Source organism: Nostoc sp. DedVER02 (assembly GCF_034530675.2).
Classification (GTDB): domain Bacteria; phylum Cyanobacteriota; class Cyanobacteriia; order Cyanobacteriales; family Nostocaceae; genus Nostoc.
This window is the reverse complement of sequence record NZ_JAVRCP020000013.1, coordinates 58,324-81,929: the sequence shown is the minus strand read 5'-3', so window position 1 is coordinate 81,929 and position 23,606 is coordinate 58,324. Positions and strand designations below refer to the sequence as shown.

19 protein-coding genes, 32 tRNA genes and 2 pseudogenes are annotated in these 23,606 nt (G+C 43.4%); 46 read left to right on the top strand and 7 right to left on the bottom strand.

Features of this window, described 5'->3' with window-relative positions; all coding sequences use genetic code 11:
- Positions 1-174 precede the first annotated feature (174 nt).
- The 7 genes and pseudogenes from RMZ41_RS15190 (at position 175) to petJ (ending at position 3,067) form a co-directional block, all read left to right on the top strand.
- Positions 175-360, top strand: a complete 186-nt coding sequence (locus RMZ41_RS15190) for a hypothetical protein (RefSeq protein WP_322642204.1) — start codon at positions 175-177, stop codon at positions 358-360.
- Positions 296-652: pseudogene (locus tag RMZ41_RS15185) on the top strand (carbohydrate ABC transporter permease); the annotation flags it as partial. The gene RMZ41_RS15190 and the pseudogene RMZ41_RS15185, both read left to right, overlap by 65 nt.
- A 3-nt stretch (positions 653-655) precedes the next feature.
- Positions 656-828, top strand: a pseudogene (locus RMZ41_RS15180) (carbohydrate ABC transporter permease); the annotation flags it as partial.
- A 160-nt stretch (positions 829-988) separates the two neighbouring features.
- A complete protein-coding gene (locus tag RMZ41_RS15175; RefSeq protein WP_322642205.1) occupies positions 989-1,204 on the top strand; it encodes a hypothetical protein in 216 nt (71 codons plus the stop codon).
- Between the two features lie 132 nt (positions 1,205-1,336).
- Positions 1,337-1,828 carry a photosystem II cytochrome c-550 gene (psbV, locus tag RMZ41_RS15170; protein WP_322642206.1) on the top strand — a complete coding sequence of 164 codons (492 nt, stop codon included), beginning with the start codon at positions 1,337-1,339 and terminating at the stop codon, positions 1,826-1,828.
- Between the two features lie 231 nt (positions 1,829-2,059).
- Positions 2,060-2,479, top strand: coding sequence for a plastocyanin (petE, locus tag RMZ41_RS15165; RefSeq protein WP_322642207.1), 420 nt, complete (start codon positions 2,060-2,062; stop codon positions 2,477-2,479).
- A gap of 243 nt (positions 2,480-2,722) precedes the next feature.
- Positions 2,723-3,067, top strand: coding sequence for a cytochrome c6 PetJ (gene petJ, locus RMZ41_RS15160; RefSeq protein WP_322642208.1), 345 nt, complete (start codon positions 2,723-2,725; stop codon positions 3,065-3,067).
- Positions 3,068-3,292: 225 nt separating this feature from the next.
- On the opposite strand, the gene RMZ41_RS15155 is transcribed toward petJ, so the two are convergent.
- Positions 3,293-4,822, bottom strand: coding sequence for a hypothetical protein (locus RMZ41_RS15155; protein WP_322642209.1), 1,530 nt, complete (start codon positions 4,820-4,822; stop codon positions 3,293-3,295).
- A gap of 630 nt (positions 4,823-5,452) precedes the next feature.
- On the opposite strand from RMZ41_RS15155, the gene RMZ41_RS15150 reads away from it, so the two are divergent.
- Positions 5,453-6,151, top strand: a complete 699-nt coding sequence (locus RMZ41_RS15150; RefSeq protein ID WP_322642210.1) for a triacylglycerol lipase — start codon at positions 5,453-5,455, stop codon at positions 6,149-6,151.
- Between the two features lie 218 nt (positions 6,152-6,369).
- Positions 6,370-7,029 carry a cytochrome b N-terminal domain-containing protein gene (locus tag RMZ41_RS15145; protein WP_322642211.1) on the top strand — a complete coding sequence of 220 codons (660 nt, stop codon included), beginning with the start codon at positions 6,370-6,372 and terminating at the stop codon, positions 7,027-7,029.
- A 148-nt stretch (positions 7,030-7,177) separates the two neighbouring features.
- Here RMZ41_RS15145 and RMZ41_RS15140 read toward each other — a convergent pair whose 3' ends face one another.
- Positions 7,178-9,097, bottom strand: a complete 1,920-nt coding sequence (locus RMZ41_RS15140; RefSeq protein WP_322642212.1) for a cation:proton antiporter — start codon at positions 9,095-9,097, stop codon at positions 7,178-7,180.
- Positions 9,098-9,426: 329 nt separating this feature from the next.
- Here RMZ41_RS15140 and RMZ41_RS15135 point away from each other — a divergent pair.
- Positions 9,427-9,499, top strand: a tRNA-Glu gene (locus tag RMZ41_RS15135).
- A gap of 80 nt (positions 9,500-9,579) precedes the next feature.
- Here the strand turns inward: RMZ41_RS15135 and RMZ41_RS15130 are convergent.
- From RMZ41_RS15130 to RMZ41_RS15120, 3 genes are all read right to left on the bottom strand, one after another.
- On the bottom strand, positions 9,580-10,188 hold the full coding sequence (locus RMZ41_RS15130) for an SRPBCC family protein (protein WP_322642213.1): 609 nt from the start codon (positions 10,186-10,188) through the stop codon (positions 9,580-9,582).
- Between the two features lie 8 nt (positions 10,189-10,196).
- Positions 10,197-12,218, bottom strand: a complete 2,022-nt coding sequence (locus RMZ41_RS15125; protein WP_322642214.1) for a GAF domain-containing protein — start codon at positions 12,216-12,218, stop codon at positions 10,197-10,199.
- 1,058 nt (positions 12,219-13,276) lie between these two features.
- Positions 13,277-13,612: a hypothetical protein gene (locus tag RMZ41_RS15120; RefSeq protein ID WP_094347436.1), complete on the bottom strand. Its 336-nt coding sequence runs from the start codon at positions 13,610-13,612 to the stop codon at positions 13,277-13,279.
- Positions 13,613-14,018: 406 nt separating this feature from the next.
- Between RMZ41_RS15120 and RMZ41_RS15115 the strand changes: the two genes are divergently transcribed.
- On the top strand, positions 14,019-14,555 hold the full coding sequence (locus tag RMZ41_RS15115; protein ID WP_409875394.1) for an HNH endonuclease: 537 nt from the start codon (positions 14,019-14,021) through the stop codon (positions 14,553-14,555).
- A gap of 16 nt (positions 14,556-14,571) precedes the next feature.
- Positions 14,572-14,961: an alr0857 family protein gene (locus tag RMZ41_RS15110; RefSeq protein WP_322642216.1), complete on the top strand. Its 390-nt coding sequence runs from the start codon at positions 14,572-14,574 to the stop codon at positions 14,959-14,961.
- A 76-nt stretch (positions 14,962-15,037) separates the two neighbouring features.
- Here RMZ41_RS15110 and RMZ41_RS15105 read toward each other — a convergent pair whose 3' ends face one another.
- Positions 15,038-15,895 (bottom strand): polysaccharide deacetylase family protein, encoded by an 858-nt coding sequence (locus RMZ41_RS15105; RefSeq protein WP_322642217.1) that lies wholly within the window; start codon positions 15,893-15,895, stop codon positions 15,038-15,040.
- 195 nt (positions 15,896-16,090) lie between these two features.
- Here RMZ41_RS15105 and RMZ41_RS15100 point away from each other — a divergent pair, with 195 nt between their 5' ends.
- The 31 genes from RMZ41_RS15100 to RMZ41_RS14950 all read left to right on the top strand — a co-directional run bounded on the left by RMZ41_RS15100 (position 16,091) and on the right by RMZ41_RS14950 (position 19,317).
- On the top strand, positions 16,091-16,285 hold the full coding sequence (locus RMZ41_RS15100) for a hypothetical protein (protein WP_322642218.1): 195 nt from the start codon (positions 16,091-16,093) through the stop codon (positions 16,283-16,285).
- 118 nt (positions 16,286-16,403) lie between these two features.
- Positions 16,404-16,496, top strand: a tRNA-Asp gene (locus tag RMZ41_RS15095).
- Between the two features lie 4 nt (positions 16,497-16,500).
- Positions 16,501-16,577 (top strand) — tRNA-Glu (locus RMZ41_RS15090).
- A 3-nt stretch (positions 16,578-16,580) separates the two neighbouring features.
- A tRNA-Cys gene (locus tag RMZ41_RS15085) sits at positions 16,581-16,654 on the top strand.
- 10 nt (positions 16,655-16,664) lie between these two features.
- Positions 16,665-16,740 (top strand) — tRNA-Met (locus RMZ41_RS15080).
- A 3-nt stretch (positions 16,741-16,743) separates the two neighbouring features.
- A tRNA-Trp gene (locus tag RMZ41_RS15075) sits at positions 16,744-16,815 on the top strand.
- Between the two features lie 66 nt (positions 16,816-16,881).
- A tRNA-Glu gene (locus RMZ41_RS15070) sits at positions 16,882-16,952 on the top strand.
- A gap of 9 nt (positions 16,953-16,961) precedes the next feature.
- Positions 16,962-17,043: transfer RNA gene (locus RMZ41_RS15065), tRNA-Tyr, on the top strand.
- Between the two features lie 4 nt (positions 17,044-17,047).
- A tRNA-Ser gene (locus tag RMZ41_RS15060) sits at positions 17,048-17,137 on the top strand.
- Between the two features lie 4 nt (positions 17,138-17,141).
- Positions 17,142-17,216, top strand: a tRNA-Arg gene (locus RMZ41_RS15055).
- 14 nt (positions 17,217-17,230) lie between these two features.
- Positions 17,231-17,304 (top strand) — tRNA-Phe (locus RMZ41_RS15050).
- A gap of 6 nt (positions 17,305-17,310) precedes the next feature.
- Positions 17,311-17,385 (top strand) — tRNA-Asn (locus RMZ41_RS15045).
- A 53-nt stretch (positions 17,386-17,438) separates the two neighbouring features.
- A tRNA-Gln gene (locus RMZ41_RS15040) sits at positions 17,439-17,511 on the top strand.
- Positions 17,512-17,514: 3 nt separating this feature from the next.
- Positions 17,515-17,590 (top strand) — tRNA-Gln (locus RMZ41_RS15035).
- A gap of 6 nt (positions 17,591-17,596) precedes the next feature.
- Positions 17,597-17,673: transfer RNA gene (locus RMZ41_RS15030), tRNA-Leu, on the top strand.
- Between the two features lie 6 nt (positions 17,674-17,679).
- Positions 17,680-17,757 (top strand) — tRNA-Leu (locus RMZ41_RS15025).
- A tRNA-Pro gene (locus RMZ41_RS15020) sits at positions 17,758-17,830 on the top strand. It abuts the tRNA gene before it with no gap.
- 3 nt (positions 17,831-17,833) lie between these two features.
- Positions 17,834-17,907, top strand: a tRNA-Leu gene (locus RMZ41_RS15015).
- A 5-nt stretch (positions 17,908-17,912) separates the two neighbouring features.
- A tRNA-Leu gene (locus RMZ41_RS15010) sits at positions 17,913-17,989 on the top strand.
- Between the two features lie 6 nt (positions 17,990-17,995).
- Positions 17,996-18,068 (top strand) — tRNA-Pro (locus RMZ41_RS15005).
- A gap of 4 nt (positions 18,069-18,072) precedes the next feature.
- A tRNA-Leu gene (locus tag RMZ41_RS15000) sits at positions 18,073-18,145 on the top strand.
- A 131-nt stretch (positions 18,146-18,276) separates the two neighbouring features.
- A tRNA-Met gene (locus RMZ41_RS14995) sits at positions 18,277-18,353 on the top strand.
- A gap of 8 nt (positions 18,354-18,361) precedes the next feature.
- A tRNA-Thr gene (locus RMZ41_RS14990) sits at positions 18,362-18,434 on the top strand.
- 4 nt (positions 18,435-18,438) lie between these two features.
- Positions 18,439-18,509: transfer RNA gene (locus RMZ41_RS14985), tRNA-Gly, on the top strand.
- A 9-nt stretch (positions 18,510-18,518) separates the two neighbouring features.
- A tRNA-Gly gene (locus RMZ41_RS14980) sits at positions 18,519-18,590 on the top strand.
- 5 nt (positions 18,591-18,595) lie between these two features.
- A tRNA-Val gene (locus RMZ41_RS14975) sits at positions 18,596-18,671 on the top strand.
- Positions 18,672-18,677: 6 nt separating this feature from the next.
- A tRNA-Arg gene (locus RMZ41_RS14970) sits at positions 18,678-18,751 on the top strand.
- Between the two features lie 98 nt (positions 18,752-18,849).
- Positions 18,850-18,923: transfer RNA gene (locus RMZ41_RS14965), tRNA-Ala, on the top strand.
- Between the two features lie 6 nt (positions 18,924-18,929).
- A tRNA-His gene (locus tag RMZ41_RS14960) sits at positions 18,930-19,003 on the top strand.
- A gap of 7 nt (positions 19,004-19,010) precedes the next feature.
- Positions 19,011-19,093 (top strand) — tRNA-OTHER (locus tag RMZ41_RS14955).
- A gap of 153 nt (positions 19,094-19,246) precedes the next feature.
- Positions 19,247-19,317: transfer RNA gene (locus RMZ41_RS14950), tRNA-Lys, on the top strand.
- Positions 19,318-19,462: 145 nt separating this feature from the next.
- Here the strand turns inward: RMZ41_RS14950 and nagZ are convergent.
- Complete coding sequence (gene nagZ, locus RMZ41_RS14945; protein ID WP_322642219.1) at positions 19,463-20,551, bottom strand: beta-N-acetylhexosaminidase; 1,089 nt, start codon at positions 20,549-20,551, stop codon at positions 19,463-19,465.
- A gap of 362 nt (positions 20,552-20,913) precedes the next feature.
- Between nagZ and pds the strand changes: the two genes are divergently transcribed.
- The 3 genes from pds to RMZ41_RS14930 all read left to right on the top strand — a co-directional run bounded on the left by pds (position 20,914) and on the right by RMZ41_RS14930 (position 23,488).
- Positions 20,914-22,353, top strand: a complete 1,440-nt coding sequence (gene pds / locus RMZ41_RS14940; protein WP_322642220.1) for a 15-cis-phytoene desaturase — start codon at positions 20,914-20,916, stop codon at positions 22,351-22,353.
- A complete protein-coding gene (gene crtB, locus RMZ41_RS14935; protein ID WP_322642221.1) occupies positions 22,337-23,269 on the top strand; it encodes a 15-cis-phytoene synthase CrtB in 933 nt (310 codons plus the stop codon). Before pds ends, crtB begins: the two co-directional genes overlap by 17 nt.
- A gap of 127 nt (positions 23,270-23,396) precedes the next feature.
- Positions 23,397-23,488, top strand: a tRNA-Ser gene (locus RMZ41_RS14930).
- The last annotated feature ends 118 nt before the right edge of the window (positions 23,489-23,606 follow it).

The window sequence follows — 23,606 nt, the reverse complement described above, 5'->3', positions numbered from 1 at the left end:
AGCAGCTAACTCATACAACCGATATCTCGGAAATCATCGTTTTAGGTCTACGCTTTCCAAAAATAGAAACTTACTTTAATAAGGTTAAATACTTTTTTATAGGAGTACGATAAATAATCATGCACAACCCATCCCTACAGCCGGGTTAGTGCGGGATTAAGTGGAGGTTCTGTAGTGTTTCAAATCATCAGGCAGCAGAGTAGCCCCAGGTGGAATATCACAGAAGACTTGGCTGGGTATATGTTGATGATGCCCACCATTCTAGCTTTGGGGACTTTTGTAGTATTATCCATTCTCTACGCCGTTTTTGGTGGTAATTTATCTGACGGCGCTGCAAGATATACCCCAAACTCTTTATGAAGCGGCGGAACTTGATGGCGCAGATGGGTAGCGGCAATTTATTTACATTACCCTTCCCTTGCTTAAGTCTGTAACCTTCTTTATGGTATCAGTGAGGGTGATTGGGACTTTTCAGCTTTTTGACCAGTCTTACATCTTTTTTGGCGGTACTGGCGACCCAAACAACACTACTTTAACGGTGCTGCTGCTAATTTACCAAGCTGTGTTTTAGAATTTACAAATTAGATACGCAGATGCGATCGCATTTTTGTTAGCAGCAGTTATCATTGCCATCACTTTGATTCAATGGTGACTTTTCGGAGGCATGATTGTTCGTAGCATGGTTAATGCCACTTTCATCTTTATGATGCGGCAATTATTTGTTAATTTTCCTAAAGAACTAGAAGAAGCCGTTCAACTTGATGGCTTAAATCCTTAGGAATTTTTCGATATATTGTCTTATCTTTAGCAAAACCAGCACTAGCAGCATAGGCAGTACCTTCACCGGAGGAAAAGGTTAATAGCCATGCCCCAATACCCCTTGCCCTATTCCCAATTCCCCAAACAGTATTTTTGGCAACAAATTGCACTCCTAACGTGATATTGGTATTACAGAGACTCAATCTCTATTTATCAGTTAACAAGCATTATGGGTTTTGCAGACCTATCGATCGCAGAGATAGCAGCCGACTACAGCATTCCTGTAGAAAAAGTGTTTTCTCTGTGCAACCAACTGGGAATCGCCTACAAACACCAAAAGACCCGTTTGGCGTTAGAAGATGCAAAGGCAATTATTTCCCAAATATCGTTTGAAACACACCCAAAAGGTACTAGTGACTTAGTGGGTGATAACGAGGTCATCTGAAGGGTGATCTTGGGCTTTAGCTAATCATTGATAGCTAATGACAAAAAACAATGAGTCATTAGCAATTAGCAGCTTGGAGATTGAGAATCGCTTTCTTAGCTGTGTTGAGCGTCAAAATTTTTAAGGGGAAACATGTTTAGAAGACTAATTGGCGTTGTTGTAGCCACTGTTTTACTCTCGTTTCAGTTGCTTGTCGGTAGCGCGACAGCTGTGGAACTAGACAAAGCTACCCGAACAGTGCCATTAAATGCTCAAGGTGAAACCACTGTACTTAGCCTGAAACAAGTCAAAGAAGGCAAACGTTTATTTAATTACGCTTGCGCCCAATGTCATGCTGGGGGAGTTACCAAGACAAACCAGAACGTGGGGCTGACTCCAGAGGATCTGGCACTGGCAACACCCAACCGTAATAACATTGAAGGCTTGGTGGATTATCTGAAAAATCCCACTACTTACGACGGGGAAGAAGAGATTTCCGAAATCCACCCTAGTATCAAGAGTGCAGATATTTTCACAGCAATGCGAAATCTGACAGATGAAAACTTGGAAGCGATCGCTGGTCACATTCTCTTACAACCCAAAATCGTTGGCACTAAGTGGGGAGGCGGAAAAATCTATTACTAAATCCTGGAACTGAGTCATTGGGAATAGGGCATTGGGAATAGGGCATTGGGCATTGGGCATTAGAAAGAATCCATTCCCCATTCCCCATTCCCCATTCCCCACTGATTACCTTTTTGTAATAAATTTCTTCCTATTTATAAAAAAAAAATTGTATCTATGACAGATTGTCATATTTGGTGTTGATTTTATTTAAAATGAGAAAGGAAAAAAATTGTTTGTTAGGAGAGAGCCATGAAATTGATTTCGACAAGCTTGCGGCGCTTTAGTTTAGCTGTGTTGACAATCCTTTTAGTTGTTAGCAGCTTTGCTGTTTTTACTCCCAGCGCTTCGGCTGAAACCTACCAGGTGAAATTGGGTACTGATAAAGGACTGCTAGCATTTGAACCCAAAAAGTTGACAATTAAACCAGGTGACACAATTGAATGGGTAAACAATAAAGTTCCTCCCCACAACGTTGTGTTTGATGCTGCTAAAAACCCCGCTAAAGATGGCGACTTAGCAAAATCTCTTTCTCATAAGAAATTGCTGATGAGTGCTGGTAAAAAAGAAACAACGACTTTCCCCGCAGACGCACCTGCTGGTGACTACACCTTCTACTGCGAACCTCACCGTGGTGCTGGTATGGTTGGTACAATCACTGTTAAAGGCTAGAAACGTCCTCATTGCCACAAGATGATTTCTCTTGTGGAAATTACCTCATAGCAACACGCCACGCTCCTAGAGTGACGCACAGAATGGATAAATGGCGGTAACGAGTCCTATCCCACCCTAAGACGCTAAACACTTGTAGCGATTGAGGGATAACTCGTTACCGCCAATATCGATCAAATTTGACTTAATCAGGGATTAATCGCGTTTATACTCTTCCTGGAGGCTTGTTGCGAGGAAATTCTCTTGAAAATACTTTTATTTATCTTAATGTTAGCGATCGCTCTATTCAAATTGACATTCATTAGTCCAGCACTAGCTGCCGAAACATCCAATGGTGCTAAAATTTTCGAGGCTAACTGTGCTTCTTGCCATATAGGTGGCGGCAATATCCTGATTAGCCAAAAAACTTTGAAAAAGGAAGCACTGTCAAAGTACCTAGAAAATTATAATAGCGACTCAATTGAGGCGATTATCCACCAAGTGCAAAATGGTAAAAATGCCATGCCTGCCTTTAAAGGTAAGTTAAGTGCTGAAGAGATTTTAGAGGTAGCCGCTTACGTTTTTCAAAACGCAGAGCAAGGCTGGTAAAGCCATAGTGAACTTAGAGCCAAGGCGAATGATTTGTGGCTAAACAAAAAAGTCCGCCTTAGCTGACTAAATAAAAATTGAACGAGGGACTGGGTATTAGGGAAACTTGGATGGGGATTTAGACCCCAAACAATTTTTGTTCGCGCAAAGTCTCGTGGAAAAGAAAACTATTCCCAGTCCCGGAGCTTAAGTTAACTTTTTTAATCCAAAATCACCAGGGAGTGATTATTTTTCTGGATTAGACTTTTCTCTATTTTCCTTTACTTCGCGTAACCGTTCTACTAATTTTTGATCCGATTCCTCAGTAGAGGGTGTAGGTTGAACCTTATTGACTCTCGGTAGCACTAACGCTTCCGAAGTATTAGCTCCTGATGAAGGCGCAGGCTGATTATTTATGACTCGCAACTCAGATAACGGTTTGGGAGTAGCTATAGGTGACAACTGAGACTGATTGCCATTGACTCCTGGTGTAGCTAATGGTTTAAGAATACCTGTCGATGAAGGCGTAGACTTGTTATTTCTGATTCGCAGTTCAGGAAATGGTTTAAAAGTAGCTGCTGGTGAAGGGGTAAGCTGATTGTTGATTATGGGTGTAGATAATTGAGTAGCCCCAGTGGTGCTGCTAGTACTGTTTTGGAAAAGCAGGTTAAACGGATAGGAACTAATCTGTTTACTTCCCTTGGGGGATTGCTTATTGAAGTATTCCCTTGCTTTTGATCGCAATTCTGGGGAAACTAGCTTGTCTTGAAACTTGATATCTAAAACCTTACCATCGGGATCTACCACTAACATACCTAAAACAGCGCCTTCAAGATTCGGCTTATCTGTGGCTAATGTTTGGCGGATAACTGGTTTTTGTTCAGCGTTGGGGTATTCTTGCTGAACTTCTTTTCTCAGGTTTGCGTAAGAATCTAGCTGTGCGATCGCTAACTCAGTCCCTTTTCGAGATAAATTGGGTGCTTGTGACGTGGTTCCTCTAATTAAGGTTAAGCTATCCCCAGTCCTTGGAGCTTGTTTTAAAGAACTTATGAGTTGATTTTGAGTCATGTTTGACGCATTATTGATCGGCTGCGTCATTTGTGGAGTGGTATTTACCTGTGCTGGTGTAATAGGGTTAGTGCTAGACAAATTCTGAGATTGGGCATTTTGCAGAATATCATTAGGTATTTGCTGCGACTGCAATACTGGCAATCTATTCACATCTAACGGCTTAGATGCCTCGTATTTGGTGGTATCAATGACATTTACACGAGAAACTGATGGAGGAGCAGCTGCTGGAGAGAATTTGGGGCTGTTACTGAATTTAGAATTATCAAATTTAGAGGCATCAAATCGCAAATTACTACTAGGAATCATCCGCAAAGACTGTCTTGTAGGCAATGAGGAGACTCGATAGTTATTCGATGATGGTGGTAATGGAGGCAATACTAGCTGACTGCCAGATGGTGGTGCTACCAATGGGGACAATCCAGTTTGGGCGCTAAAGTTAGGTGTAGAAAGTGGCGCTATTGGAGGAAGTTGTTGTAAACCAATTTGCGGCGTGCTTTGCGGCAAACGGCTTTGATCCGCTTGGCTCAATTCTAAAAGCCCGACGCTTTTTGATGATGCTGTGTCCTTGGGTTTGCTAGAATCCATAGGCATTAATGGCACAATCATAGCGATCGCACCGTGGATGCCAAGAGAAGCTATAGCTGCTATCCCAATTGGCTGGCTTAAGAGTTCTGGTATATTTTTAAACAGGGAGACGTAAGACATAGCTTTTATCGTTCACTCTACTCAGTTTTTGTTGACTGGCGATTTTCTCTTTCCGACTATATTGCAAAATCTCACAGGATATGCGTCCCTCTAAGGAAATAATAATTTCCTAATCGTGGCAATAAATACGCCAAAATTGCCATTTATTTCAGATTTGTAATTTTTTAATAACGCTGGTTCATATCTTCAAAATTGAGCTTGCTAAAGAGATATTTGAAAAATTACTACTTTTGATTTTGTTTTGTGATGACGCACACAAGTAAAATTAATATCTGAGATATTTCTTAAAGTTTAAGTAAAGTACAAGTCTGAGTACATTCAAACATCTGCTGAAGTTGGCTTGTTTTTTCTACTCTTTTCCAGTCAACTACGCTTCTGTAACAGATGGCACACAAGATTTATCCAAGACTAGTACCTATGTGAGAATACTACCACATTAGCAGCCCCAAAAACTGTTGTAAATTGTACAATTTCATTGACATTCTCTTCCTAAACCCCACCAAAACTATTTGGGTTTTTCTAAAAAGAGTTCAGTTTAGCGATCGCAATTCGCAATTATAGCTTTTGAATTCTGACTACTTCTTCGTCAAAAAGTTTCAAACCCTCAATCATTACATCTAAATATATAAAATGCCGTTACCGACAGTTATTGTGCCGGGATACCTAGAAAGCGCGATCGCTTACCGCCAACTAGAAGAATCCCTACAACAGTTAGATTTTCCCACACTTACAGTACCATTGCGACGACGCGACTGGCTACCGACTATTGGAGGAAGACCTGTAACACCGATTCTACAAAAACTCGACCTGACAATCAAGCAGACATTACAGCAACATAACGCTACTCAAATTAACTTAATTGGTCACTCAGCCGGAGGTTGGATATCCCGCATTTATATGGGTGAAAAGCCCTATCGGGTAAGCGGTAACGCTAAACCATCCATCTGGGAAGCGCATCCCCTGGTTGCTACTCTCATCACCTTGGGTACACCCCATATTAGTCAAGAACGCTGGACGCGCTCCAATCTGGATTTTGTTAACAATAACTACCCAGGAGCTTTTTACAAAAACGTTCGTTACGTTTGCGTGGCTGGCAAAACTATCTTTGGGGAAAGGCGGCGTGGTAGCTGGTTAGCTTACAGTAGTTACCAATTAACCTGTGGTAAGGGCAACACTTGGGGAGATGGAATCACACCGATTGAAGCTGCTCACTTGGAAGGTGCAGTAAATCTGGTAATTGAAGGTGTGAGACATTCTCCTAGAAGTCCTGGAATTTGGTATGGCTCACCAGAACCCTTAAAAGCTTGGGTGCAATATTTGAGTCATTAGGAATTGGGCATTGGGCATTGGGCATTGGGCATTGGTTTATCCCTTCACACTCCTTACTCAGCACTCGGCACTCGGCACTCATAAAAGGCATGAGCCAGTTAGCTTATCGGAAATATTAAAAAAATTTATTTTTCTTTGAAAAGTGCAACATCTATTAATATTTCTTAGTTAAAATTATGAAGTAATAAATACCTAGTTAAGAACAGGAGGGGTGAGCTATGCAAAGCGCCCAGTTCGATAGGATTGTGCGACGAATAGCGACGATATTATCAGTCGTGATTTTGACATTGTGCTTAATTTATGTATCTACGGGAGTTTTGCTTTCTTTTTACTATGAACCGACAGCAGGCGGTGCTTATAACTCCTTAAAGATGATTAATACAGAAGTGCCATACGGTTGGTTGTTTTGGAGAGCGCATAACGTTGCTGGTAACGCAGCAATTGCGATCGCTCTGATTCAACTTGTGGTGATGTTTTTAGGTCGCCAATTCCGTAAGAGTTGGCTGACTGCTTGGGTTAGCGGGATTTTATTGACCTTAAGTGCGATCGGGCTGGACTGGACAGCGATGATCTTAGATTGGACTCAAGTGGGATACTGGCGTTTTAACATTGAGTTGGGAACCATCGAAGCTATTCCTTTTATTGGTGGACAACTGCGCGAAATCCTAACTGGGGGTGGAGCGATTAACACAGTTACTGTCGAACACCTTTACACAATACATAGTTATCTCATTTCGGTGGCGACGCTAATTATTGCCATAGTTCATTTATCTGCTTTACTGTGGCAGGAATGGGAAATGTATCAAGAAGCACCAATACCAGAAATTGGTAATTTGCAACAACCACCAGGAAGTGAATTTATACCTTCTCAAAGCTAATAAAGAGTGTTGAGTGCTGAGTTAGGAGTTACAGCAGTTTGCAAGTCAGTGAGGTACATATAGCGATCAAAATCAGATATAAACTTTATATCTCCTACCCCCTGCCCCCTGCCCCCTGCCCCCTTCCCCCTGCCCCCTGCTCCCTGCCTCATCCCCCAGAAGCCTCACTAGCGGAAAATTGAGACAATTGGGCGAGGGATAAGTCTTCAACCTCTGGTAACTTTTCTAGAGACAGGGGAGTAGATTGGGTAGCACCAGATAAACGTTTTAAAAGGCTCGGTCTGGGGTCATGTAATAAGTAAATAATGCGATCGCCAATTTCCCAATCTTGGTTAACTGGCATTACCTGTAAGCGTTCTTCTCGTTCTACCAATAGTGGTATTAAAACCCCAGTCCGAATCTTTTCTTGGATGCGATCGCATTGAGTAGAAAATTCCAACTCATTGAGCGTAGTTGTCCCCAGCTTGACACGCCCATCATTCAAATATTCATTCCAAGTCTTAATCGCTAAGTCTGGAATAAAAGCTTGATTAACTTTATTACTAACCGAAATACTCGCTTGCGGATCGCGGGGGAAAACAGCTAAGACACGCGGCGGTTTAAATTCCTCGGCTGCTCGTTGAGCCAATACAAAATTTACCTCACCATTACTTGTCATAGCCAAAAAAGTCCCCATTGAGGCAAGTCCGGCCTCTTCTAAAACAGCAGCATCCAGCCCACTGCTAGCAATCACCCGCAGATTTTGCGCCTCAGCTTGGACAAGAGATTCTGGGTCAGTATCAATCATCACCACATTTTCTCCCCGTTCTTGAAAGAATCGGGCAATTAAAAGACTCAATGGGTTACAGCCCACAATCACCGCGCCAGTTACGTCTTTGGAAGTGATTTGCAGCCATTTAGCTACCCAGCCAGCTGTTAGCCCTTGGCAGACAACAGTCATGATAATTGTCAAGAAGACTAAAGCTTTGATGGAATCACCGCCGTTAATGCCACGCTGAGTAAGGGAAATTGCAAAAAAAGAAGCTACAGAAGCGGCAACAATTCCTCTAGGAGCAACCCAGCTTAAAAATAGTTTCTGTCGCCAATTTAAATCACTGTTCCAAGTACACAAGAGGATATTAATCGGGCGAACAACAAACATTAATACCAAAACAGTGAATACACTACCCCAACCCAAAGCAAACACACTGGCAATGGATAAATCGGCAGCTAATAAGATAAATAGCACTGAGACGCTGAGAATTGTTAGCTGACCCTTAAAGCTCCGTAACAGACGTTCTTCTGGGACTGAGGAGTTAGCAAAAACTGCTCCTGCAACAACTGTTGTCATGACTCCCGATTCACTGCGGATCATTTGTGATAAAGCAAACAAACCCCAAAGTATCGCCAGTACCACTAAGTTCTTTAACTCGAATGATAGAAAACTGGCGCGTTTGAAAATCAAGCTCATCAGATAACCGCCAGCACCACCAATTGCTGCACCAACGCCCAAGCGTATTAATAAACCGACGATCGCATTAATTGGATCGGCATCACCGTTCAAAATCGTATCGAGGACAACGAAGGCGAGGATCGCTCCTACAGGGTCAATTAAAACCCCTTCCCCTTCCAAAAGCGTTGCTACTTGCCGATCTACATTGATTTGTTTAAGCAAAGGGCCAACGACCGTTGGGCCTGTCACCACAATGATGGAAGCATAGAGAAAAGCTATATTCCAAGGAAATTCACCCAGCCAGTGAGCAGCCATACTGCCACCAAGCAGCGTGATTAGCGTTCCTTGAGTGACGAGCAATTGTAAGCTGACTGAAACTCTGCCTAACTCTCGCAGATCCAAATTTAGTCCGCCTTCAAACAAAATTATTGCAGTTGCCAGGGCGACAATAACTTCCACTCCAGTGCCTAACAAATGGGGATGCAACAGCCCTATGCCATCAGAGCCAAACAAAATGCCTAACAGCAATAATAAGACGATGCTGGGTATGCGAAAGTATGCAGCCAGCACTTGAGCGCTAATGCCTGCAAAAACAGCGATCGCCATCTGTAGGGTAATTTCAAAAGATGCTTCCATGTTGGAGATTTTGAGCGATTTATTTCAAAATCTTGAGTAAAAAATCGTAGATGTTAACTCTACAGGGTACAACATCATACCCTTTGTCCCTTGCAGAATGTACCGTTTTTTCTATCTGAACTTCGAGAGAAGTTACTAGCGCCGGATGCTAACCTATCCTGCGCCTTCCCATATAAGAAGTATCTACCGAATTCTTTACGTGTGTCCATCTCTTTGTATCCTCTTCAAGCTTTTGTCTCCACCCAGTTTAGCCGCCACAAACTTTTTTTCGCAAAAGCTGTTGACAATAGTCAGGAAATTAGTTACCTTATAAAAGGTCTGAGTCCGATGCCCCCATCGTCTAGAGGCCTAGGACACCTCCCTTTCACGGAGGTAACGGGGATTCGAATTCCCCTGGGGGTACTGAAAAAAGTAAAAGCATATATTTATGCAAATCGCAAATGAAAATGCTCGTTCAAGATTATTCCTGAACGAGCGTTTAATTATATATCCGGTTTTGTGCTGGCTAACTCTTCTACACGTTGGTGAATAGCCACAAGATTTAACCGTAGGTCTTTGCTCAGGCGGTTTTCAATGATTCCCACTGGCATCGTGAGTTTAGGCCAAACTTGAATTGTATAGCAAAGATTTGTTCCTACATACTCCCCGACGGAACAAGGCTCTAAGCACCAGCTACCAGAAAAGCCTTTAAAATCTCCCTCTACCATGCGGAAATTAATTTCTTTGGGGAAGCATTCTTCCAAATCTAGAACCACTCGCGCCGAAAAGTTGAAATTCAGTAAGCGCTGTGAGCCTACTTGCTCCAGTCTAATTCCACCGTTGGGATGCTCGATTAGACGACTCTTAGCCAGGTTAGGGAGAAAATCAGGCAAGGCTTCGTAATCTGTCAGAACCTTCCAAATTTGTTCTACTGGTTGGGGGATTTGAACTTTGGCGCTGATTTGTCGCTGTCGCTCTGCTATTTTCTGAATTTGAACTTCTACCTTAGCTGCCAAAGCGACGATATCAGCACTCAAATCTCCTTCAAGGCTAGTGTCACCATTAGAAGACTGGAAATCAAGGTTCTCTGTTGCGTTCTGTTCTTTAGTCACGTTCAGAATTATGGTTTGCTTTCGTCAGAAAATTGGGGCAGAGTCAGGGTAAAGCAAATTTCGCTCTGTTCAGAATCGGAGATTGGGAGACTCTCAACTGCGATCGCTCCATTTAAATGCTGTACTAAAGACTTGACTAAAGCAAGCCCTAAGCCAGTTCCTGGTGTCCAGCGCCCTTTTCCGCGACGGAACTTGTCAAAGATGTAAGTCGCTTCCTCTTGGGAGATGGCATGTCCTGTATTCGTCACCTTTATGATAACTTGATCGATTTGTTGATCGACTCGGTGAACAGCTTCTAAATGGACGGTGGTATCCAGCTGGGAATATTTACAGGCATTAGTTAACAACTCTTGCAGGATGCGGTCAAAACTCTCCAATTCAGTTTGCAGTTTTAGCGATTCTTCTGGTAAATCTACAGAAATATTTAATCCTTTCTCTGCAAGTTTATTCTCAAAAGCTGCTGCTATATTTTGAATTCTAGTATTTAAATCTATAGATTCTAATTGTGGAGCTTCGTGAGGCGATTCTAGTTTCTGGAGCGTCAACAAGTCGTTAATCAAGTTGATTTCCTTTGTGCATTCCTGCTCTAGGATATCCATGTATCTAATTTGACGTTCTGGTGCGATTCCTGGCAAACGTAAGTTTCGAATGGACATCAGCATATTTGTCAAAGGATAGCGCAAGCGATCGCTCATGTTGCTCAAAAATTCATCTTTGAGTTCATTGAGTTTCCGCAGCTGCTCAACATACTGCCGGGTTCTTTCATGCAACTTTGCCTGGAGTTCCAAGCTACTCTGGAGTTTCGCCGTCCGTTCATCTACCAAAGTTTGCACTTGGCGCAATGTCTGTGATTGAATGATGGCGTTACTTACTTGAGCGCAAACCATTTCCACAAGTTCTAATTCTGGTGTTTGCCAACTGCGAGTCACAGATTGCTGTAGCACCAAAAATCCTAAAATTTTACCTTGACTCTCTAACGGCACTAATAAAACCGCAGGCAATTGCTCTATTGCAAATAATGGAGCAGCTGCTGAGGTATCATTTTGCTCTGTATAGTTATTGAAGATGGCTGGTTTTCCAGAATCTGTAAAGGGACGCTGGCATAAACTACATTCTGAAAGCAAGAAAGATTTATCTTCTAAGGTATCTGGTTTAGTTGTAGGGCAAATTTCTACTGCCTTAGCCCATTCACCAGCTACTCTAGCTTTCGCTTTCGGAATTTGTTTTTTACCTTGAGTTCTAAATAGTGGGTCTGTATATTTTAGTAGTATCAGCAAACCCCGATCTGCCTGTAGAGATTCGGCAGTAGAGGTAATAACTAACTGGAGCATTTGATTAAGCTCCAAGTTGCTGCGGTTTAGTAGTGTTAATTGCTTGATCAAGCTTTGATACTGATCGCCCTTTTGCAAATACTCTTGTTGATGAGTAATTAGTTTAGCTTGCGCCACTTGAGAAAAAGCGATCGCACAAGCAGACTCCACTTCTTTGAGTAGTTGTTTTTCTGAGTCACTCCAATCATAAGGTTGGAATTTAATCAGATTAATCACCCCATTATTATTGCCACCCAACCTGGTGGGAATTGCCAAAACAGCTTTTATGGGTAGTGGTAAATACTGACAGCCAATTACCAGGCTCTTCTGAATGATGGAAATATCTTCAATCGTCAATGGTTCAGCAGCACATTGCAGCACTGGTGAGTGCATAAGCAACTGTTCCATTGAAAACATCTCTTCTGGATGTGGCAATCCTAGATATTGATCGGCACACCAATTGACAGTAGTTGCTTCGTCGGATATCTCACCCGTTACTGAAACCAAGCAGCAACAATCTACTTGAAAAGCAGCTCCTAGCAATTGAGCAATATCTTGCAACATCAATGCCGTAGCTGAGGTATTAGCGATGATTTGATTAATCTTTTGCACCAACTGGTGGGCAGTTTCTTCCTGATGCTGCATCAGCTTGACTTTGTAAGTTTGTAGTCGATCTATGTCATCTACGTACTGTGCCGACGATCGTAAAGGCTTTTTCATTCTTGGCACGCCCTCGGATAATAAACCCATAGTTTTTGCACCCAACCCCTTGGCATATTCTTCACCGTTATTTGTGTTGCGACACCTTGATAATTGGCAAATCTTATATGAATACTTTCTCTCACCTGTTATAGCCCTTTTCTATGGCAGATGGCCAAGTTGCCGTTATATAAAACAAATTGCTACATACGTAGTGAAATACTTAGGATATTCTAAAATGACCCAGCCTGATTATTTTTGGCTGCTTTATCTTCTTTATATTGAGATAATTGACTAACTTTGACTCAGAATATCCTGTCTGTAAGTATACATAAACCGTAATTTCTCTGGAATCTCATGAAAATACCCCAGTTATAACCGTGAAAATACTCGATCGACTTTAATAACTTTGTAAAATTTTGTTTTTATTTTAAACCTTTGACCAGCTATCCTTTGATATATATTGCTCTCAATCCAATACAACTAAGCCAAAGTGTCAAACCAATTTTGGATTTTGGATTTTCGGTTAAAAGAGACTACTGTCTTAGTTGTGAGAGGAAGTTCCGAGCAGTACATGAACTAAAAAATCTAAAATATAAAACTCGTAGCCAAAGAGAATTTCCTTTTATAAGCTATAAATCTTAACAATAAGTTTTACTCATTAGAGAAAATGAAAAACTCTATTCCGCTGCTTTAAATAAAGCTAAATTTTGAATGCCATCCAATTACTCAGTAATAAGACTTACGCACTGAAAACTCGTTCGTGTAGCCGCACTCTCTTCTAATAAACGCCAATTGCTCCACTTAGGAATAAGTGGAGCAATTGGCTTCCCTTAAAAAGGGGGTTGGGGGATCTGTTGTGCGTAAGCCCTAAATAAAATAACTAGTACAGCACGGCGGAAATAAACTACCCATTTGGAATGCCTAAAACCCTTATAGCGTTTTCCGGTCTATTGAGATGTGAGAACCCCTCCCCGCAAGCAGGGAGGGGGCTATGATATCGGGAAAAGCTATATGCAATGGGAATTACAAATTACGTAAAGCGGTTCTAGGCTGCATTACCTGAATATTTAAGACTATCATCCAGCCAAACTCTCAACGCTTAAAGGAACCATATCGCCATTTCTCGTTAGTCCTAACAACATCGGTTCTTGGGGTTGAATTAGTTGACCTGTGAGTACACAGCGTTCTTCTTGCTGCGCTGTGGCAGCTATGCTAGCTCGAATGTCCGATCGCGAAAATCGAGGCTTCCATTCACCGGATTTTTGCTGGACATAATTCCAAAGGATATCTCGAATCAGGGCTTGATATCCCTGATTTCCAGCAATTTCTTTCAGCTTATCTTTGAGTTCGCGCTCTAGACGGATGCTGGTAACTTCCATATCGGTGGTTGGGGTGCGAGCGATCGTATGCATCACTATTTCTCCTTAAAAGTATAGACAGGATAGTAATACAAGTGTAGTATGTTTAAAGGAATCTTCAATAGGTGAAATTTTCTGTGAAACCCATTTGCCCGATCTCTACTTTAATTTTGTGCCCTACTAATTGCCGAACCAGTTGGGAATCAGCTGCTATGGGAGTGGAGTATTTATTTATGGGCTATGGTAGCCGAGATCGTGGGCAAATCACAGAGGGTAATTATGATTCTAGACATCTCAGCATTAGTGGGTTGATTGCAAAACCACAACTAGATGAAAAAAGCGGGGGGTACAGGCAAAGGAAGACTGTACCGATATAAGACCAGAAAGTTTTCCGGTCAATTCTAACCCCCGCTTCACCGAAACAGGAAGCGGGGGTTTTTTTATAAGGAGTGAAGCTGTGATGATATCTTCTCTGCGCGGCGCGAACGCAATGCAAGTGTTAGAGCAATCGGTGGTGGTGTTTTCTCAAAATTACTTGCCACTGTGTCGGATCAATATCAAGCGGGCAATTGTGCTGTTAGTAACCAACAAAGCTCAACCGTTAGGTTTGACCACAGAAGGCGGATGGCGAGTTCACTCACCCAACTTGGTAATTGATGTGCCAAAACATATTCGCCTAACGATCGCTTCTAATGAGCGGATGTGGAAAGTTCCGCCAGTGAATCGGCGGGAAGTGTTGCGGCGAGATCATCACAGTTGCCAATATTGCGGTAGCGGCAAGCATCTAACGCTAGATCATGTGATGCCACGTTCTAAAGGCGGTTCTCACACTTGGGATAACGTAGTCACAGCTTGTGAGAGATGTAACTCCCGTAAAGGCGATCGCACCCTGTTTGAATCTGGTATGCAATTACGTACCAAACCAAAAGCGCCAATTCACCCCGCGATTTCTTTTGCCGAACAGTTTTGGATAGATATGCAAGGAAGCCTGGAATAGCAGGAGAGCATAAGGAATGCTGAAATTAACTTACACTGAAAACAGTTTTGATTTAGAATTTATCACTCTGTCGCTAGAAGAATGGGTAGCGCAGCGAGTGATTTTGGCCCTGCGAGTTGGGCAAAGTTTGTGCATTGAACCGAGTACTGCTTCCTTTTTGCTTCCTGTTGATTTGCCAGGAGTAGAAGTGCTTGAGGCTGAGGTAAAAAGAGGTGACAGAGAAATCATTGCCCTCTGTGCCTGCGATACCCAATATCTGGAAGTCACTCTGCAAGGTTCTTGGCTATCAGATAGTTCTAAGGATGCTGTAGGTGTGTTTTTCACCACTATGAGCGATCGCGCTGAGTTCTTTTTGCACAAACTTTGGCAGGAAGCTCAAGCTTGTGCTTCTGTCATGAGCGAATAAACGATTTTGGATTTTGGATTAAATAATCCAAAATCCAAAATTTAAAATCTAAAATTTGGTGAGAAGTTTTTCTCACCTATTGCGCCATTTGCAGCAATTCAGGAATTGTCACAAATCGGTAGCCTTGCTGTTTGAGTCCACTAATAATTTGTGGCAAAGCTTCTACAGTTCTGTGGCGATCGCCACCACCGTCATGCATCAAAACAATAGAACCAGGTTTCGCACCTTTGAGGACATTATTTACAAATGCCTGCGGTTTGGCGTGAGGATCGGTATCGGCTGAAGTGAGCGACCACATAATCACAGCATCTTTCTGACTTTTGGCGTAAGCGGCTAGTCCGTTATTTAAAAAGCCTCCAGGTGGACGAAACAGAGAAGTTTTCACCCCTGTAGTTTTGTATATCAGGTCAGATGTGCGATCAATTTCATTCTTAGCTGTAGCTTCATCCATTCGCCGATACCAATGATGCCAAGTATGGTTGCCAATGGCGTGTCCCTGGGCAACCACTTGTTTTGCTAAGTCGGGATTTGCTTGTAAGGCTTGTCCTACCCAAAAGAATGTCACTTTAACATCATTTTGCTTGAGAATATCCAGCATTTCCAGGGTTGTTTTTGGCCAAGGCCCATCATCAATGCCTAGAGCAATAACCTTTTCGTTGCTGCTCAGTTGAACCTTGTAAACTGTTTTTCCTTGAAATCTAGTTGGAACTGTGAATGTAAGGTTTTCTACTTTGGCTGATGGCGGTAGTTCATTAACTTGTCCCTTTGCTGGATTCTGAGCTTGTGCAGCATGGCTTTTGCTGATTGGCTGGTTCAACCCCAATTGTGGGGAAGTACCAGGGGCAATACTACAAGCTGTAATCGTAGAGGCGATCGCGACAAAACTAATTATCTGTTGTCGCTTGAAGGAGTTATCTGTCACGTCAGGTGTCACGTCAGGCTTTTAAAAACTCAACCAATCATAAGCTGTAGTTTGACTTTTAAGAGGTGTGAGCAAGCTCAAATATAAGCGCAGAAGCTTTTCTAGACAATTTAAAAAAAACTTTCTCAAACCCCTTGACACCTTTTGTAGTATTTTGTAGTATATATGTAGTGAGGCGAAAGACAAAGCTTCGCAAGGGTCAAAGTCATGTTCTACATACAACTCAAACAGAGGCGCTGGAATCAACCAGAATCCTCAGTCAAGAAAACCGCTTCTACTTGTAAACCATCTGAAGTAGAGGCAATCAACCAAAAAAGTTTTAAGTTTGCACTTAGTAAAACCACAGAATACATCCGTAATACACAACAGGCTTGCTACCTAGAATTTCGGTTGTTTTCCTAACAGTTTCTAACAGTAAAAAGTCAACTTTCTGAACCTTGAAAACTAAATAAGAAATGGGCAAGTTCACCAAAAATCTGTGCCTAAAAACCTAAAAATTTAGGCACAGATTCCAAAAAATCGGGGTGTAGCTCAACTGGCTAGAGCGTTCCGTTGTCTGCGGAAATGTTGCGGGTACCCTGCGGGAAGCAAGCTACAAGTCCCGTCACCCTGGTTGTAGTCCTGTAGGCGAATAGTTTAAGCCGTCAGTTTCTCAAACTGAAGATTGCGAGTGCGAATCTCGTCGGGACTCCCAAATGGTCAGGTAGCCAAGTGGTTGAAGGCGTTGGTCTGCAAAACCGATTAGCGCGGGTTCAAATCCCGCCCTGACCTCTGGTGCGATCGCAGTGTAGCTTAACCAGCAAAGCCCCAGGTTCATACCCTGGTATATGCGGGTGCAAATCCCGCCACTGCCACCAAATGCAGGGATGGTGTAACGGAAACACCTCGTGACTCCAAATCCGATGTTCTAGGTTCAAATCCTAGTCCCTGCGTCAGACAATTTTGGGATTTTAAATTTTAGATTTTAGATTAAAAAATTTAAAATTCTGCAAATTATGCCCTCGTGGACGAATGGTTAAGTCAGTGTTCTTTCAAAGCACAGATGCGAGTTCAATTCTCGTCGAGGGAATAATTTATAGGTCGGTGGCCGAGTCTGGTTGAAGGCGACAGTCTGTAAAACTGTTCTTTTTTGCACGCAGGTTCAAATCCTGCTCGACCCACTATGGAGAGGTGGCTGAGTGGCTAAAAGCGTCCTCCTGCTAAGAGGAAACGGGTAGTTAATATCCGTCGCAGGTTCAAATCCTGTTCTCTCCGTTTTGAGAGTGTGGTGTAACTGGATAACATCTCAGTCTACGAAACTGAAGATTTGAGGGTTCAAATCCCTCCACTCTCGTCATCATCTCTTATCCCCCGGTAGCTCAATTGGTAGTAGCGCCTGTCTGAAGAACAGGAGGTCGTCGGTTCGATTCCGACCTGGGGGGCTTCGTTGCCTCATAGCTCAATGGCAGAGCAAGCGGCTGTTAACCGCGCGGTTGTAGGTTCGAGTCCTACTGAGGCAGCCATTCATAATAATTCGTAATTACGAACTACGAATTACGAATTACGAATTATTTAATGCCGGGTGGACGAATTGGTAAGTCGCATCGCTCTGAACGATGAGGTTGCAGGTTCAAACCCTGCCCTGGCAATAAAGCCCTGTGGTGTAATTGGCAACATAGCGCCCTTTGAAGGCGAAGATTCCAGGTTCGACCCCTGGTGGGGCTGCCAAACTCTGCTCTTGTAGCCCAATTGGAAGAGGCTGCCGTCTCAAAAACGGTATGTTGTGGGTTCAATTCCCACCAAGAGTACCAAAACTTGCTCCTGTAGCCCAATTGGAAGAGGTGGCAGACTTAAAATCTGTTTAGTTGTGGGTTCGACTCCCACCAGGAGTACCACGGGATGTAATTCAGTGGCCAGAAGCCATGCTTTGGGAGCATGGAGTCGCAGGTTCGAGTCCTGCCATCCCGATATGCCCCTGTGACGGAATTGGCATACGTGCTGGAATCAGAGTCCAGATTTTGCAGGTTCAAATCCTGCTAGGGGTACTAATGCTCTCGTGGCGGAACGGAAGACGCACTAGACCGAGGATCTAGTTTTTTGCAGGTTCAAATCCTGTCGGGAGTACCAAAATATCTGGGTGTGGCGCAGATGGGCGCGCGGGAGTTTCGGGAACTCCAGGTCGTAGGTTCAATCCCTACCACTCAGACTTGGCCCTTGTAGCCCAACGGAAGAGGCGCTTCGCTTAGAACGAAGAGGTTGCTGGTTCAAATCCAGTCAGGGGTATTGACTTCTTGCAAAAGAATTTTTGCAAGAAGGGGAAAGGGAAAAGGTAAAAGGGGAAAGGTTTCTTATTATTCCTTTCCCCTTTACCCCTTACCCTTTTCCCACTTCTGCAAGAAGTCTATTGGTGAATATGCGGGGATAGAGCAACGGTGGCTCGTCAGGCTCATAACCTGAACATCAGCAGGTTCGACTCCTGCCCCCGTCACCAAAATTAGTGCTGGTGTAGCTCAATTGGCAGAGCAACTGACTTGTAATCAGTAGGTTGCAGGTTCAATTCCTGTTACCAGCTTGATGCGGATGTGATGTAACGGCAGCATGAGACGTTTCCACCGTCTTCGTGCGAGTTCAAATCTCGTCGTCCGCTCTGAAACTTGCGAGTGTGATGTAATCGGTAGCATCTGAGTACGCCATACTCAGTGCGTGGGTTCAAGTCCCTCCACTCGCTTGCGTAGTCCTGTAGCTTCAACGGTAGAGCAAGTGCCTTACAAGCAAGAGGTTGCAGGTTCAAATCCTGCCAGGACTACCAAATATTGGGAGTGTAGCTCAATGGAATAGAGCTTCGAGCTTCTACCTCGAAAGTTGTGGGTTCAAGTCCTACCACTCCCGCCTAAACAAGTCAAAAGTTAAAAGTTAAAAGTCAAAAGAATGAATTGAATATTTTTCTTTCTTTTTAGTTTTTACTTTGCTCTTTTTACTTATTTGATGGGGTCATAGCTTAAATGGCTAGAGCGCCTGCCTTGCAAGCAGGAGGTTATGGGTTCAATTCCCATTGATTCCACTGATGGTGTCTGAAGCCAAAGTGGTCGAGGCGCTGGTTTGTGGAACCAGTCATAGCGGGTTCAAGTCCCGTCAGGCACCCCTCAATGGAAGATGCCGCTGAATGGACGGCAACTGGTCTTGAAAACCAGGGTATGGGCAACTGTAGGGGTTCGATTCCTCCATCTTCCTCTTTTCCACCTGAAGCCGAAAAGCGAGGCGCTGTGCTGATAACACAGAAATAGGAGGGGCAGTACCTTCCAGGTGGATTTATATCTATTTTTGGTGTAAGGCTTGCGATGTAAAAAATATACGATCACACCAACTCATTTCTTAAATAAACTAGGGTGGTTGGCATACCGGCTGTGCAGCGGGCTTTTAACCCGCAGAAATAGGTTCGACCCCTATACCACCCACTAAACAATTAAAAATTAAAAATTAAAAATTAAAAATGACGCTCGCAAACTCGCTAACGCTGCGCTAACAAAATTCAAAATTAAGAAATGCAATCCTAGCCAGTTTTTTGGCAATTGCTAATGTGTAATTTGAAGGCACGTTCGCTTATGAATAGGAACTAACGATCGCTAATTGAGCATGTTGCAATAGTATATTTTTATCCAAAGCTTCTACGGTATATTGCGGTGTTACTGCCAGTAGTTTATCGATTCTTTCTTTGGCTGCTTCCACTACTGATTCGTCTAAGCTGCCTTTACTGAGGGAATCGGCAAAATCTTCAGCAATCTGATACGTTCTTTCAATAGATGATGAATTGATATTGCGCGAAACAATAAACAGGTCACAGCCTGCATGAAATGACCGTGCCACAGTACCAGGTTTCATAAACATATCTGAGATCGCTTTCATATCCAAGTCGTCAGATACAACTACTCCCTCAAAGCCAAGTTCCTCCCTAAGTATGTTTTTCAGGATAGCTTGGGAAAGCGTTGCTGGTACATCAGCATCTATCTTGGGAAATAAAATATGAGCAGTCATGATTAAAGGTATCTGTACTTCGATTAGAGCTTTGAAAGGTATGAGTTCTCGAAGTCGTAGGTCTTCTAAAGTTAAATCCAGTATTGGTAACTCAATGTGAGAATCTTTGCTGGTGTCTCCATGTCCAGGGAAGTGTTTGGCGCATCCTAAAATTCCTGACTCTTGAAGTCCAAGGTAATAGTCACGGGCATCTTTTGCAGCAATTTCGGGAGTGTTACCAAAAGCGCGAGGCCCAATGACGGGGTTGTGGGGATGGGAAAAAACATCTGCTACAGGTGCCCAAGATAGATTTATTCCCAGTGATTTTAGTTCTACTGCTGTGGCTTTTGCTACTTCGCGGGCGTGCGATCGCAACAACAATGCATGAGGAAATCGCGTAATCGGCAATGGTGTACGAATGACACGACCTCCTTCATGATCCAGAGTCATAAACATCGAATCACGTTCAGTATATTCTCGTATCTGGCTGGTTAAATCCTTGAAGCTTTCCAACCAGACTTGATATGGAGTGCCATCCAAAAAGTTTTTAGCAAAAAATATCACCCCAATCGGCTTTAATTCACTGAGTGCGCGTTTATCGTCATCGCTTAATGTAGCGCCGGAAATCCCTAGAATCAGGTGATGTCCAAAGCGTTTTAGCTTCTGCGATCCACTCATAATCTTTTACCTAACTGAGTTGTTTAATAGCAGTCTATAACCAGTATCTTAGATATTTTCTCAGATCAGATACACAGATTCCCAAACAAATCAACTACTTTTGAGATTACCTATTTTTGGTCAAAGGAATTACTTTTATTTTTTTAAATTTGCTGCATATAAATTTAGATGAAATACACGCCCAAACCTATTGCCAACAATGGTATTGGTAATTTTACTAGGTGGGTGTTCCAATGTAAAATCCCCTTTGACAAAACTTTTTTAAGGAAGCGATCGCACAATAACTGCCAAATGTAACGGTTTGCAACGTATAATGAGAACGACATAAACCATTAAGAAATATTGAAGGGCATTAGGGTTAAATGCGAGTAGCGATCGCGGGTGCTGGTCTAGCAGGACTTTCCTGCGCGAAATATCTCACGGACGCAGGTCATACGCCCATTGTCTTGGAAAGCCGGGACGTACTGGGTGGTCTGGTTGCGGCGTGGAAAGACTCTGACGGCGACTGGTACGAAACCGGGTTACACGCCTTCTTTGGGGCATATCCGAATATGCTCCAAATGCTCAAGGAGTTGGGCATTGAAGATAGACTCCAGTGGAAAGAGCATACACTGATTTTTAATCAACCAGACAAGCCTGGGACACTCTCACGTTTTGATGTTCCAGATATTCCATCTCCTTTCAACGTGATTGCATCGATTCTTCGCAACAAAGACATGTTGACTTGGGAGCAGAAGATTCGATTTGCAGTTGGTCTTCTTCCCGCAGTAGTGCGGGGTCAGAAGTATGTCGAAGAGATGGACAAGTACAGCTTCTTAGAGTGGTTGAAAAGGCAAGGTGTTGACGAGCGGGTAACTAGTGACGTTTTTATCGCCGCGTGTAAAGCACTCACCTTTATCAATCCTGATGAAGTTTCGTCAACGATTCTCCTAACTGCACTGAATCGCTTTCTGCAAGAACGATATGGCTCCAAGATTGCATTTTTAGATGGTTCTCCCACAGAACGTCTATGCAGCCCGATCGTAGATTACATCAAAGAACGCGGTGGAGAAGTGCGGTTGAATGCCCCCTTGAAAGAAATTTTGCTCAACACCGATGGCACGGTGAAGGGATACTTGATTCGAGGGTTAAATGGCGCAGAAGATGAAGTTGTTACGGCTGATGCGTATGTATCTGCCATGTCAGTCGATCCTTTGAAGGTGATGTTGCCCAAACCTTGGAAGCTTATGGAGTTTTTTCAAAAGCTAGAAGGTTTGGAAGGAGTACCAGTGATTAACCTGCACCTGTGGTTTGACCGGAAACTTACAGACATCGATCACTTACTTTTTTCGCGATCGCCCCTCCTAAGCGTTTATGCTGATATGAGCAATACCTGCCGTGAATACGCCAACCCCAATCGCTCAATGCTGGAATTAGTTCTAGCTCCGGCAAAAGATTGGATTGCCAAATCCGATGAGGAAATTGTGGCTGCAACGCTTGCTGAATTGGAAAAACTTTTCCCCGATCATTTTGGGGGAGACAATCCAGCAACATTGCTGAAATCTCATGTGGTGAAAACGCCGCGTTCAGTTTACAAAGCGACCCCTGGCCGCCAACAGTACCGTCCCGCACAAGTTACGCCCATTGCCAACTTCTATCTCGCCGGAAGTTATACCATGCAACGCTACTTAGGCAGTATGGAAGGTGCCGTACTTTCTGGTAAGCTGACAGCGCAGGCCATTTCTGAGGCTCTCCCGGTAGCAAATTCCTCAAACCTGCAAACGCTCACCCGACCGCCCGCAACGAATGCTGCAACTGCCTGATTCCCCCCCGCGCATGAAAACGCTGGTCTCTGTAGACGAGTCATACAAACTTTGCCGACATCTCACAGCAAAGTATGCCAAGACTTTTTACCTGGGTACTTTGCTCATGAGTCCGGTAAAACGTCAATCTATTTGGTCAATTTACGCTTGGTGTCGCCGTACAGATGAATTGGTAGATGGGCCCGCATCTGCTATTACCACGCCAGAAACCCTAGACCTATGGGAACAGCAGCTGGAATCGATTTTTGCGGGACACCCATTAGAAAATTACGATGTCGCTTTAGCTGATACCCTCCAGCGCTTTCCGATGGACATTCAGCCCTTTCGGGATATGATTGCCGGTCAGCGCATGGACTTATATCGCAGTCGTTATGAAACCTTTGAGGACTTATACCTCTACTGTTACCGCGTTGCTGGCACTGTTGGCTTAATGTCAACACAAGTTATGGGTGTGGATAGCACCATGTACACCGCTCCGTGGCAGCAGGACAAACAACCTTATATTCCCACAGAAGAAGCGATCGCTCTGGGAATTGCCAATCAACTCACCAACATCCTGCGGGATGTGGGAGAAGATGCCAAACGGGGACGAATCTACATTCCCCTAGAGGACTTGGAAAAATTCAACTACACCGAGCAAGACTTCTTCAAAGGTGTGGTAGATGACCGTTGGCGGGCATTGATGCGCTTTCAAATTGATAGAGCCCGCCAATTTTATACCACATCAAACCAGGGAATTACTTATTTAGCATCCGATGCCCGTTGGCCCGTGTGGGCAGCCTCAATGCTATATGGTCAAATTTTGGATGCGATCGAACGCAACAATTACGATGTGTTCAGTCAACGGGCTTTCGTTCCCCAGTGGAAAAAATTACGCACCTTACCCTTAGCTTGGATGCGATCGCAAGTTCTTTAAAAAATTAGTCATTTGTCCCTAGTCCTTAGTCCTTAGTGTTTTATAAATAACCAATGACAAATGACAAATGACAAATGACTATTGACTCTTAAAAGCGAGTCTGGTAACATTGATATTCGTGAGTCATGGAGAGGTGGCTGAGTGGTCGAAAGCGGCAGATTGCTAATCTGTTGTACGGCAGGCAACTCCGTACCGAGGGTTCGAATCCCTCCCTCTCCGTTTTTCAGGCTTTAAAACAGAATGTATTCTGCGTAAAACAACAATATGTAATCGTAAATATTTTTACTCCCAAAGATGGATGATATGATTTATCATTTGAAGTCTAGACAAGATCAAG